We start from the raw sequence: 13,311 nt of genomic DNA, 5'->3' as shown, positions 1-13,311 counted from the left end.
TTGCAATCCACTCTCGCGCTACCTTGAACCTAACCTCGCGCGAGGTTGCACCTGAAGTAGCGCGACTTCGCATGTCAAGGTCGCGCGACAACAGATCGAAAGTCGCGCGAGAATAGATTGCTTCTTGCGCGAGCTTATTTGTTAAAATAGCGCATAAAGAAAGCCTGTTTCGTACTATAAAACAGACAAAGTCGTTAGGAAGGTCAGGTGACCCTAACCCCGGAAGTTGTGATTTTGAAGTTGAATCAGTGTTGTTTGAGTCGCTTTTTGAGCATTAGTAAAGATAACAGTATTTAACAGATAAGAGCCTCTTCTTTCGAGCTTCACAGCCCACTCATGAAGACCACTTATAAGATTGCATTTGGTGAATGGAGAGACACCCATTTGATCCAACTTAATAAGAGATACCCCACACCCTTGGAGGAGTAATCCGCCAAGTGAGATGATAATCAAAAGTATGGTTAATAATATGTTTATCTCCATGGATCTTATTCTTTATCAACGACTAAGATACTAAAAAAAATTGATGACCTATAAAAGCATTCTTTTACGGTCATCAATAAAAAAGTCTCTCAAGATTTTTCTGAGAAGATCTTTATAGCCTCATTATATTCCTTATCCAATGTATTAATCATCGAATAAAACACATCTTCGCCATACAAATCCCTTGCTATATAACACTTTAATAGGAAAGCCAACTTACTCTTAGCCTCCGCAAAAAGCTTATCATCCCATTTGACATCATTCTCGAGAGCAACCTTCTTGACTTCATTAAACAAAGAGTTGGGCACATGATAGGAAGCTTCGAACTCTGACGCAATAGGATATTTCTTAAGCAAAGGCTTGCGCTCTTTATCCATATAATGAGGGAGCACCCTGACAAGTGATGCAGTCATAAGCAAAGCTTTCTCCAAATCATTTTGCTTCGTAGTATCTAAAGGAATAAATATATCCGGCATAATGCCCCCACCTCCATACACAGTACGCCCCTTTGATAGGGTTTTATACTTTAGAGAGTCCGGGAATGCAATCGAATCGGAATGCAATAGCTCCCCATGCTTAAATCTATTTAGGATATCCTCTTCATAAGAGCGTGAATCACCTTTGACATATGGCTTCTGAATACATCTGCCGGAAGGGGTATAATAACGAGCTATCGTAAGTCTAATAACCGAACCATCAGGCAAGGGAATAGGTCTTTGAACAAGACCCTTACCAAAACTTCTTCGCCCAATAACAAGGCCACGGTCCCAATCTTGGATAGCACCGGTCAAGATTTCACTGGCAGAAGCTGAAAACTCATTGATAAGTATGATAAGGGGTATCTTCTTTAGCGCAGGTAAAGAGGCTGACTCAACAAGCAAATCTTGAGAGAAATAAGGTGGTCTATTATTCTTTACGGTCAAGACTTTGGCTCCCTTTGGTAAGAATGCACCTGCCATATTTTGAGCAGCATCCAATATTCCTCCACCATTAAAACGAAGATCTATAATAAGTTTGTCCATACCCTCTTCGAGCAACTTCTTAGCACCCTTTTCGAACTCATCGTACGTAGTCATACTAAATCGGTTGAAGCGCATATAACCAATCTTCGTATCAGGTATGATATAACAAGCATCTCTGCTGTGAATAGGAATTTCACCCCTTGTAACGACGTAATCAAATTGACGCTTACCCCGTAAAACAGATAATGTTACTTGGGTGCCTTTGGGCCCTCGCAAAAGCTTCATTATCTTGGAATTTTTTACCTTCAGTCCCGCTATGTTTTCGCCATTAACCTTCATTATACGATCACCGGCAAGCAACCCGGCTTTTTCGCATGGTCCACCCGGAATCACTTGCACTACATAAAGGGTATCCGTCAACATATTAAACTGGATCCCTACCCCACTGAACTTTCCTTCAAGTTCGTTCATCTCCTCTTTGTTATCATCAGCATTGATATAGACAGAATGAGGATCCAATTCAGATAAGACGCCACGAATAGCATCTTCGGCCAGTTTATTTGTATTGACAGTATCTACATACAACTGACTGATAGCAGCTATTGAATGAGCAACTTTATCAATGGCTTCTTTATAATTAGGTGGCAAAAACTGGGCTTTCAAAGATGAGCTTACCATCAGAATAGTAAGCATAAACATAACAGTAAATGACTTTCTCTTCATCATAATTTCTAAAATTTCTAACAACTAAGTATAAAGGTAGCAAAGATTGGAATAGGAAATTCCAAAGATGACATTAAGATTGTACAATAAAGGTATATATCAAACGATTATTCTATCAGGTCGAAGCCGTCAGGTAAGAAAGAGTCTACATCCTTACCATAGCTCATCAACTCTCTGACTACAGTAGATGAAATGTGCGAAAGCTGTTGTGAAGCCGGCAAGATTACAGTTTCCATTCCTGCTATAACTCGATTAAGGTCTGCCAAACTTCTCTCCAACTCCATGTCTGCACCGGAACGTACACCCCGTACCAACACAGAAGCTCCGTACTGCTTGGCAAGGTCAACCGTGAGAATATCATACTTTACCACCTTGACCCGTGGCTCATCTTCATAATACAATGATATTTGACGCTCTCTTTGATCAGGCGTATAAAGACAATGCTTGGTAGCGTTGATGCCTATGGCTACGATCACTCGGTCAAATAAATTTAAAGAACGTCTCACAATATCGTCATGACCACGAGTAAAAGGGTCAAAAGACCCTGCATACAGAGCAACTTTCTCCATTTCAATTGTTTTTTGAAGTCCACATAATATGAACTATTCATAATAAGTAACTAACGAAAAGATTAAAGCATCTCCTCGTCAACAGTAAGGTTATCAATGATGAAATCCTGTCTTGAAGGGGTATTCTTACCCATATAAAACTCTAATAAATCGGACACATTATCCTCGCGACGCATCCTTACCGGCTCCAACTTTATGTTTTCCTCAGTTATTAACTCCTTAAATTCGGGAGCTGAAATCTCACCAAGACCCTTGAAACGAGTTATATGAGACTTCTTGCCAAGTGCTTTAATAGCTTCCTGCTTCTCAGATTCAGAATAGCAATATATAGTAGTCGGAAGGTCATCCTCATTCTTTGACTTTTTCTTTGACCTACGAGTAGAAGAAAAGCCTTTATTCTTAATGGACTCTTTAGGTGCAACTACCTTAAACAATGGTGTCTCAAGCACAAAGACATGTCCCTTTCTTACAAGATCCGGGAAGAACTGAAGGAAGAAAGTAATCAACAACAATCTTATATGCATTCCATCGTCATCGGCATCAGTCGCAATTATGACCCGATTGTACCTAAGTCCTTCGATACCATCTTCAATATTAAGAGCAGCTTGCAAAAGATTAAACTCTTCATTCTCATAGACCACCTTCTTGGTAAGACCAAAACTATTCAATGGTTTACCGAGCAAGCTAAAGACAGCTTGATAGGCAGGGTCTCTTGAAGAGGTAATCGAACCACTTGCCGATCTACCCTCAGTAATGAAAATAGAGGTCCTGTCAGGATCCTTTGCCTTGGGATCGTTGAAATGAACAGTGCAATCTCTAAGTTTTTTATTATGTAAACTGGATTTCTTAGATCTCTCTCGGGCCAACTTGGTCACACCGCTCATGGCCTTACGCTCTCGTTCGCTGGATTGAATCTTCTGAAGCATGACTTCACTTATCTCTCCATGTATATGAAGATAATCGTCCAGTTCTTTCTTCAGAAAATCACCTACAAACTTTTGCACAGTAGGCCCGTTGGGACCCATATCCCGTGAACCAAGCTTGGTCTTAGTCTGACTCTCGAATACCGGCTCAATAACCTTGATACTGATCGCGGCACTCATCCCCGATCTAATGTCCGAATAATCGAAATTCCTTGTAGAATAGAACTCTTTTATAGTCCTTGCTACAGCCTCTCTAAACGCACTGAGGTGAGTACCTCCTTGTGTAGTATTCTGACCATTTACAAAACTGTAAAACTCCTCTCCATATTGATTGGTGTGGGTAATTACGACCTCAATGTCGGTGTCCTTAAAATGAATAATTGGATAAAGAGGATCGCCGGTCATATTATCCTTTAATAGATCGGCCAGCCCCTCCTTGGATGAATAAGAAGTGCCATTGTAAACAATAGTAAGACCCGTATTGAGATAGATATAGTTCTTAACCATCTCAACCACATACTCATCCCTATATTTATAATGCTTAAAGAGACCGCTGTCCGGTCTGAACCTGACTCTCGTACCTGACTTCTCATCTGAAGGTGTAATGTCTGTCTCTTCCAAAAGCTTGGCTCTGGAGTATGTCACCTTCTTGGTAGACTTCTCACGCCACACAGTCACCTCAAAATCAACAGATAACGCATTTACTGCTTTAATACCAACACCATTGAGACCTACCGACTTTTTGAAAGCATCTGAATCAATCTTGGCACCTGTATTCATCTTACTGGTAGCATCGACCAACTTACCCATCGGAATACCTCTACCATAATCCCTTACAGTAACAACTCCTTCGTCGATAGTAAGTTCTATTCTCTTTCCGGCACCCATGACAAACTCATCAATAGAGTTGTCAATAACCTCCTTCAAAAGGACGTAGATACCATCATCTTGATATGTACCATCCCCCAATTTACCAATATACATACCCGGGCGGCGTCTAATATGCTCGTCCCAACTGAGAGTGGTAAAATCGTCTTCACTATAGGAGACAACCTTTTTATTTTCTTCCATATATCAATCAATTCGTTTGATATATGCGCGGCGAGTTTTATGATGTTTACGCTCAAAGTAATTCCACTGAAGTTGGACAGCCATATTGGTTTCCAACTCAGGATTACTTTCTGCATAAACAATACCATTCTTCTTAAAGATTGGAATAAGGTCATCAAATAACAATGCATTGATTCCTTTATTCTGATACTCCGGCAAGACACCGACCAAATAAAGATCAATAATTTTGGACTTGCATCTAAGACCTCTTAGAAGATGAATAAATCCAAATGGCCAAAGACTTCCTTTTGCCTTCTGAAGTGCTCGACTAAGATTAGGAAGTGTAATAGCAATACCGACAACCTCGTCGTCTTGCTCTTTGACTATAGCCGTGACAAATTCCAATCTCAACATTGGAAGATAAATCTTAGAATAATACTCTATTTGAGCTTCTGATAATTCTGAATAACCATAGAGGTGAGCATAAGCCTTATTGATCGTATCAAAAATCTGATGCCTATACTTCATAATCTCCTCTCTGGACTTAAACTTCAGCGTCTTAAGCCCGTACTTCTCACGCACAATTTTCGAAATTCTAAGATGCTTTTCCGGGATCTCTTCCGGCACATATATCTTATATTCTTTCCAATCCTGATCCTTCACAAAGCCCAATCTCTCCAATTGTCGTGGATAATATGCATAGTTGTAAATAGTAGCCATGGTACCGACTTGATCAAAACCTTCAATCAAAAGGCCCTCATGGTCCATATCCGAGAAGCCCATAGGTCCATGTAACATATCCATACCCTTCTCTTTAGCCCAGTTTTCTACAGCAGCAAAAAGCTTATTTACAACCTCATTGTCATTTATAAAGTCTAAGAATCCAAAACGTGCATGTTTCTGATTCCAGATATCATTGGCTTTGTGATTGATTATACCGGCAATTCGCCCTACAATCTTATCATCTTTATAAGCAAGGAAATAAACTGATTCACAAAATTCGAACGCAGGATTCTTATCTTCACTCAAAGTCATGATTTCATCATCAATGAGACCTGGCACATGATAAGGATTGCCTTTGTACAATTCAAGATTAAAAGTCACAAACTTTTTCAAATCTGACTTTGTAGTTACTTGTCTTATTTCCACGCTCATATCTATATATACTTAAATATTCTTACTTAAATCTTTTTCTCCACCAAAGCTTGCACCACATTCAAAACATAGTCACCAAACTTTTCGCATTCATCAACAATATCCATATAATAGACCGCATCCTGATATTCATAAAGCTTGTTCTGCATATCCTCCATGTTCTTCAGCTTTAAACGATCTCGAAGATTATTGATTTCATTCTCTATATCATAGGAGATTCTGGCATCTTCTGTTGAAAACTCATTCAACTCGAGGACCTCATTCATTCGATCAATAGCACGATAACAGAGTGCAAACATGGCTTTGATCTGGTCATTTAATTCTTTTGAGAAGACTGATTTTCCTTCATTTCTTCTTCGGATACCTCTTGCGATATTAAAACAAGCATCTCCAATACTTTCAATCTCTGAAATAACTCTTAGGTAGACACGAACTTCCTCTTTTGCCTCCGAACTTAGACGTCCCTCAGAAAGCTTATTGAGGTATTTGGCTATCTCAACTTCCATTCGGTCACAAATATTCTCATACTTCTCTATCCTGTTAAAAACAGAAGTAAACTGCTCCTTATTCTTTTCTACCAAGAGTTGTTCGTCCATACTGAGCATTCGTGCAACACGCACTCCATAAGTTCTAACCTCCTGTCTTACCTGTAGAAGATTCAACTCGGAAGTGGAGAGCATACCAAAAGAGACAAACTGCAAATGAGGATCTTCATCTTTACTTCCTTTCTTGGCCGGGATAAGTTTGTTGCAAATCATCACATAAAATTTGACAAACCATATCATCACCAAAACATTACAGATATTAAACATTGTATGGAAAAGAGCCAATCCCATACTGACAACTACAGAAAGAGATGTCAACTGAGCGTTGATGGCCGCAAATTGGGGCTGACTGTTAAGTGCTCCCGATACAATCTTACTCATTGTATCTGCATCGTAATGTTGAGAAAGTCTTCCAACTTCTTTAAACAAAGCATTGGGGTCTCCTTGCCCAAAATACTCGGAGATATGTACAATCATACTATTAAACGGATAGAATAGTATGAGTACCCATATTACACCAAATATATTAAACAATAGATGCGCCAAAGCTGCCCTTTTTGCATTGGTATTGGCACCCAAAGCCGCCAGATTGGCTGTAATGGTAGTACCTATATTCTCACCCAAAACCATAGCTGTTGCCATCTCAAATGGTATCCAACCTTTGGAACACATAATCAATGTAATCGCAACAGTAGCACTTGAAGACTGGACTACTATTGTCATAATTGTACCAATCATCAAAAATAAAAATACGGAGCCGTAGCCCATATTTGTATAGTCTTGAAGGAAAGCTAATATCTGAGGATTACTTTGAAGATCGGGCATCGAATCTTTTAAAAAGCCCAAGCCTAAAAACAAAAGGGAGAAACCCATAATGAATTCACCCCAATTCTTCCAAGTACTTTTTTTAGAAAACAACAGTGGAATGCAAAAAGCAACAAGTGGCAACGCAAAGGTGCCAATATCAACTTTAAATCCAAACAACGAGATTATCCATGCCGTGACCGTCGTACCAACATTAGCACCCATAATAACGGATATGGACTGAGCAAGGGACAGCAAACCGGCGTTGACAAAACTAACAACCATCAACGTTGTTGCACTTGAGGACTGAATTAGTGCCGTAATCAATATTCCCGTAAAAACTCCCAAAAAGCGATTAGAAGTCATCACTGAAAGGATGGTACGCATCCGTTCTCCAGCAATTTTCTGCAACCCTTCACTCATAATCTTCATTCCATAAAGGAAAACTCCGAGTGATCCTACAAGGGTTAACAAGTCAAGAAAACTGTATTCCATTCTTATTGTTTAGATATTACTGACTTTTATGCCATCGCTACAAAGATAATCTAAGTTATCAAACCTACGGACAATGTATCCTTAATTCTGTTGCGACAAGCAGCGCTAAGTTAAATATTATTACTCAAAATAAACATTTTATATCTATTGAAAGCCCAATATTGCGACAATGGGATAATGGTCACTCGTTGAGATCGAATTATCCACATAACATCTTCTTGCAAGTATATTTTTGGAATGCATAATATGATCGATTCTCGCCTTTACAAACTTCGACTGAAAGTTGAACGAAAAGCCCGGTCCCTTCCCTGCCTCTTTGAATGCATCTTTCAGACCATCCGCAATACGATGCCTTGCATAAGAGATAGGCGTGTCATTAAAATCTCCCACGCAAATAACATATTTCGCATTAGAATTGCTGATAAACCGATGCACCTCATCTGCTTGTAGAGCTCGTTTGGCATAAGCGGGTATCAACTTTTTAGCAGCTTGCCCCCAAAGCTCATTGGCTTCACCATTCTTCGCCAAAGCTTTGTACTGTATCTGATCTTCTCTCGTAAGTCTAAAACTCTCCAGATGATTATTCACAGCCAATATCTCTCGACCTTTGTAAGCTATCCAGTATGCATAAGAGCCATTAAACTGTGATGGGTATGAAATCCTTTCGGTCTTAATGATCGGCCATTTTGAGATTACCATCAACCTGGACCCCCGATCCGGTTGCGCATTATCATCAAAAATATAATCATACTCATTTAGATAACTTTTCAGCTGCTTCAGACTTACAGATAAAAGATGTGCTTCTTGCAAAAAGATAATATCAGCATCAGAATTCTTTAAATACTTCAAGATTGGATTGGGATCCGTTTTTTTATGTGAGACAAAATCAAATGCATTGACATTATAGCTTATCACTTTCAGAGAATCAGTAATCGGAATGGATTCCCTTGGTCCATGCATAGGCATATATGTAAAAAGAGAATCCAAAGAAAAGATTAGAAGGATAAGGTTTATTCCGGCCCAGATCCATTTCTTCCTAAAAGTCCAATACAATAAAACGATTACCTCCAAAATAAACACAAGCGGAAAGATTAGACCTAAAACAGCCGGCAAGAGAATACGTCCCGAAAGATAAGAGCTCAAAAGGGACAATACAAACATCAAATTGACCACAAGAGCTACTATCAAAAGAATTGTCTGCAGCAGTTTACTCAAACCTTTATGAACATGTTTGGATTTCAATCGTCTCATTCCAAATTAGCATTTTTGTGTGGAAAATCCTTCATGGTTAACAAAGTGGCTTTCTCTTCTTTCGTTAAGCTATCATAACCGGATCTCGTCAGTTTATTTAGAATATGTGTTCTACTTTCAAGACAATGAATCAATCTCATCTCATGATAAGCTTTTATTCGATTTTTTCGTGCATAAAAGGCTATCATCAGCCCGGCCTGCACACCACCAAGATGGGCGCAGTCAGACAAAGATGGTTTTCCAATCCATATAGAATACAATAGAGACAAAACAGTAAAGGAAATATAAACAACAGCTAATGCTCTAAGATAAAAGGTCATCTTGGCAGACAAGGTTGGGTTGTAAGAAAAGACTCCATAAAGATACAAGGATATTGCAGCAGCAGAAGATCCCAACAGAATGGATGGAGCACAAACAATACCAAAAACATGTAACAACTGGTACCCCAGCACATAAAAAACACCACCCATCACTCCACCAACAAAGAATATCATAAAAAAGATTTTGGAAGGCTCCACCCGAAAAAACTTGTCTGTAAATATATAGACTAACAGCATATTGATAGACAAGTGAAAGATATCATTATGAACAAACACATATATCACCAATGCCCAAATGTGTCGGACAAAATTATAATAGTCAGGAGACAAGCCTAACCAATCGACAATACCTGACATGGGGAAAACTCGTTGCAACCCCCACACACCAAAAGATAAAACGACTGAAACTACAATAACCACATTGGCAGCAAAGCGAGCTGTAGTCATTGTAATCATCCGATCAATTGTACGGGCCACCGATAATACCTTTTTTACGCCAGATTAATATCAATATAAGCCCACCTATCATGCCACCTAAATGTGCAAAGTGAGCAACATTATCCATTCCGGCATGCCCCGGCATGGTAGAAGAAACGCCATAAAACAATTCGATTAAGCCATAGCCAATCACGAAGTACTTTGCCTTAATGGGGATAGGAACAAAAAACAGATAAATAGCTGCATTGGGCAAAATCATACCAAAAGCCAAGAGCAAACCAAAGACAGCTCCGGAAGCTCCTACAGCCAAAATCTGATTCAAGACTTCTGCCTTTGGGAAAGCAACTAACCCATATTGTGTCGGGATATTGATCATATTTGGTAGATCTGCACATTGAAAATACCAAACCAACTCCTGCAAAAATGAGGCTGTAAGTCCACAAGTCATATAAAAAAGAAGATACCTCTTTGATCCCCATGCCTGCTCAATCACTCTACCAAACATCCACAATGAAAACATATTGAAAAAGATATGTCCAAACCCGGATGTATCATGTAGAAACATATTGGTAACCAACTGTACAGCATTAAACTTAGAAGCTCCAAAATAATGCAGTCCAAGCAAGTCAATAAGATCAATTCCCAAGCGTGGCATAATAATAGAAGCTACCCACATCACTACATTGATAATGATAAGGTGCTTAGTAGCCGGAGGAAAATTTCTATTTATCAAAGACGAATTATCAAACATAGCATATACAAATTTGTAGAGACAAATGTACAAAAACAGATTAGCTTAAGAAGCTGTTTTGAATTATTAAGAAAATCTCAGACAAAGTTTTCAAGTTATCTTTATGCTAAGAGGATAAAATCATTTGGACCAATAGAATTATATAATTTGAATTTGAATATACTGCTTATCCAGTTTCTAATAAAAATATTTATAGCACTTGATTTTTGGCGATTAACATGCAACTTCAAACTAAATAACAATATCATCAAAACGCCCTTAAATATCAAATGATGTAATAGTTTTTCTGAAGAGAATAGACATTTTGAATGTTAAAGGCCATCTACTCAAAAAGTATATATACATATTGTATTTGCAGTAAAACAAAGTTAGGAAAGCATACAAAGTTACCTGAATCAGAATTATTTTGGCATAAACTTTATATGAAGCAAATCTAAGATCAAGTTTGCCATCTGTGTATTATCAAAACGCTTGCGAGAGAGTTCATGCAATGTATATAAAATTTCAGGATGTACCTTCCTCAACGTTTCTGTGCAATAAACAAAAAACGGGATTCTATTCTTTTCACTTGTATCGTACGACGATAACAAATAAGGATATGTATCACCAGAAGCCCCTTCAGAACCTATCAGAAAGAGAATAACCTTTTTGTTTTTAATCTTCTCTACTGTCATATCCAAAAGATGATCAAGATAAGCTACATAACAATAGTATTGCGCCAACTCTTCTTTTGATGAATTATCAAGATCTTTTCCTGTTGTTACAAGATCTAAGCTATTATATAACATATATTCTGAAGGAACCCTGAACCACACCGAGGGGTGAGGACCATAAAGGCTCAAAACATTAAACGAAGGTTTGCTTACAAGAGAAGGCTGAAATTGTGATACAACAGATGAATCAGCCGGGATTTTCTGAGACCAACACTCTGCATATGTTCTAAGATTAGTGAAGAAAGATGTATCACAATCGGCCATTAAGTAACGAGGTGAATCGTAACCAGTATCATACTTTGGAGAATTGTCAATCCAAGAGGTAAAATATCCAGCGTCTCTCATTACTGAGCTAAGAAGAGGAACATTTCCATTTTCATTCGATACATACCCCACTCTCATAATTGTTGGAAGTATTCGACTATCATTATCTACAACATTATAAGCAGAGTCAAAACGGACCAAATTACCTTTTGATTCAAACGAATCTATAGCATCAGTATTACATAATTCACCCCCATAACAATGCATCATCTTTGGATAAATCAGAGGACAATACATCAAAACAACATCAACATCTCTCATATTTGTATCAACAGAAACCGTTCCGTCACATTTAGGAGCTCCGTTCAAAGACTCTTCAAAGGCTTCTTTCTCTTTGTGCAACATCAAAGCGGCATCAACAACTCTGCCAAATGGAGATAAATCAACATAAGAGACCCAATCATTTCTAAATCCCCTTATCAAAGACCTAACCTGATAAAAAGTTCCAACAAATAAAAGCAAGACAAAGACACTCAACCCAGCAGCTATCAATTTGGACCTCCAACAAGCTACAAAAGAACAAACTACAGAAGAATGATTAGTATATTGTCTCCTTATATAAGAGCAACCAAAAGGTATATAATAGGAGATAAGAAGGAGAAGAAACAACTTTGACAATTGCAGTAAATAAACTCCTATATTGCAACTAAGTTCTGAAATAAAATCAATAGATTCATTCACATTAGTTGCCAAAAGAGGTAGTGCCATATCATCGTTAAATGGAACTTGATATTTAGTAATCAACACATAATCGAGCATGTAAAGAAAAAACAGAATTAACACTTCAATTGTAATAACTATTCTTCTCAACCATTTGTTAGAAATAAGAGAGGGAATAAAAAAAGCTATCATAGAAGTTGCAAAAATGTCAGCAAGCATACGTGTTGATATATGGCAAGCTTCATAATAGCCTTTCAATGTATGATAACTAAATAACTGTACTAAAACATAAAGAACAAAAACCCACCAAAGATTTTTGATTCGGTTATAAAAATGTGTCGAATTCTGAATCATAGATTATACAAGTACTTTAACTTCGTCTTTTAGGAGAAACAATCAATATACCACCATCCCACTTTTTAAGTTTCCTTGGTCTAGTTATATCATAACGATTAGACCACATATCAAATTTCGAATCGGTCAGATTAGACTTAATACCCATTAAGGATACCAGCGAATTGCATAAAACATCTGTCATAATTGGATTATGTATTGTCCTTTTTACAGCTTCATATATATCTGGATTCTCTCTAACAAATTGTTCTGACATATAAACCATAAAGGGAATACGGGTAGAAACTTCTGTACATGCATGTGAAAACATATTTGTATCGTCCGGATCATCATATCTTCTCAAACCATGATCGGAGAAATACACAATAATAGATGATGAAGTAGAGTATTTATCTATTATTTCTTTAATGACATAATCATTAAATAATACACTATTCATATATTGAGCTGTAAGTTCTTTCTCATAAATATCTAAATTATCTTCCTTAATATCTTCAGAGCTAAAACTAGCATAAGAACTCGGATATCTATTACTAAAAGTTGGATGAGATCCCATAAGGTGCACTACTTCGAATAAACTTCTTCCAAAGTCATTATAATCCTTTAATTTAGGAATAAGCTCATCATCATAAGAAGACTTACCATTCCATAAGCTATACGAGTCACTAGCAGTGGAAGGATTAACATAAAACACTTCTTGAAATGTTTTTGCTATTGCAGAAAGGTTATGTACATAATGCCCCTTTTGTTCCTGATTACTACACCAATAAGTGTGATAACCTGCAGAAGAG

General features: G+C 37.8%; 11 protein-coding genes. All 11 read right to left on the bottom strand.

Annotated features, from left to right (window positions below; all coding sequences use genetic code 11):
- Window positions 1–213: 213 nt before the first annotated feature.
- Window positions 214–483 (bottom strand): hypothetical protein, encoded by a 270-nt coding sequence (locus tag ACFO3G_RS00350; RefSeq protein ID WP_380076902.1) that lies wholly within the window; start codon window positions 481–483, stop codon window positions 214–216.
- Window positions 484–572: 89 nt separating this feature from the next.
- Complete coding sequence (locus ACFO3G_RS00345; RefSeq protein ID WP_380076900.1) at window positions 573–2,171, bottom strand: S41 family peptidase; 1,599 nt, start codon at window positions 2,169–2,171, stop codon at window positions 573–575.
- Window positions 2,172–2,275: 104 nt separating this feature from the next.
- Window positions 2,276–2,737, bottom strand: coding sequence for a pantetheine-phosphate adenylyltransferase (gene coaD, locus ACFO3G_RS00340; protein WP_380076898.1), 462 nt, complete (start codon window positions 2,735–2,737; stop codon window positions 2,276–2,278).
- Between the two features lie 62 nt (window positions 2,738–2,799).
- The gene (locus ACFO3G_RS00335) at window positions 2,800–4,731 is read right to left on the bottom strand and encodes a DNA topoisomerase IV subunit B (RefSeq protein ID WP_380076896.1); all 1,932 of its coding nucleotides are present in this window, start codon (window positions 4,729–4,731) and stop codon (window positions 2,800–2,802) included.
- Window positions 4,732–4,734: 3 nt separating this feature from the next.
- A complete protein-coding gene (locus tag ACFO3G_RS00330) occupies window positions 4,735–5,865 on the bottom strand; it encodes a GNAT family N-acetyltransferase (protein WP_380076894.1) in 1,131 nt (376 codons plus the stop codon).
- A 26-nt stretch (window positions 5,866–5,891) separates the two neighbouring features.
- Window positions 5,892–7,709 (bottom strand): Na/Pi cotransporter family protein, encoded by a 1,818-nt coding sequence (locus ACFO3G_RS00325; protein ID WP_380076892.1) that lies wholly within the window; start codon window positions 7,707–7,709, stop codon window positions 5,892–5,894.
- Window positions 7,710–7,853: 144 nt separating this feature from the next.
- Window positions 7,854–8,960 carry an endonuclease/exonuclease/phosphatase family protein gene (locus ACFO3G_RS00320; protein WP_380076890.1) on the bottom strand — a complete coding sequence of 369 codons (1,107 nt, stop codon included), beginning with the start codon at window positions 8,958–8,960 and terminating at the stop codon, window positions 7,854–7,856.
- On the bottom strand, window positions 8,957–9,757 hold the full coding sequence (locus ACFO3G_RS00315; RefSeq protein ID WP_380076888.1) for a rhomboid family intramembrane serine protease: 801 nt from the start codon (window positions 9,755–9,757) through the stop codon (window positions 8,957–8,959). Before ACFO3G_RS00315 ends, ACFO3G_RS00320 begins: the two co-directional genes overlap by 4 nt.
- On the bottom strand, window positions 9,741–10,469 hold the full coding sequence (locus ACFO3G_RS00310) for a rhomboid family intramembrane serine protease (RefSeq protein ID WP_380076887.1): 729 nt from the start codon (window positions 10,467–10,469) through the stop codon (window positions 9,741–9,743). The genes ACFO3G_RS00315 and ACFO3G_RS00310 overlap by 17 nt, the downstream gene beginning before the upstream one ends.
- Window positions 10,470–10,870: 401 nt before the next feature.
- The gene (locus ACFO3G_RS00305; RefSeq protein ID WP_380076885.1) at window positions 10,871–12,214 is read right to left on the bottom strand and encodes a sulfatase-like hydrolase/transferase; all 1,344 of its coding nucleotides are present in this window, start codon (window positions 12,212–12,214) and stop codon (window positions 10,871–10,873) included.
- 322 nt (window positions 12,215–12,536) lie between these two features.
- Window positions 12,537–13,311 (bottom strand): sulfatase-like hydrolase/transferase (locus tag ACFO3G_RS00300; RefSeq protein ID WP_380076883.1); only part of this gene is annotated, 775 nt, incomplete at its 5' end.

It is taken from the genome of Falsiporphyromonas endometrii (assembly GCF_042654485.1).
In the GTDB taxonomy this organism is placed as follows: Bacteria; Bacteroidota; Bacteroidia; order Bacteroidales; family Porphyromonadaceae; genus Porphyromonas; species Porphyromonas endometrii.
Note: the sequence above shows the minus strand (reverse complement) of the source record. Positions and strands in the feature narration are given on the sequence as shown.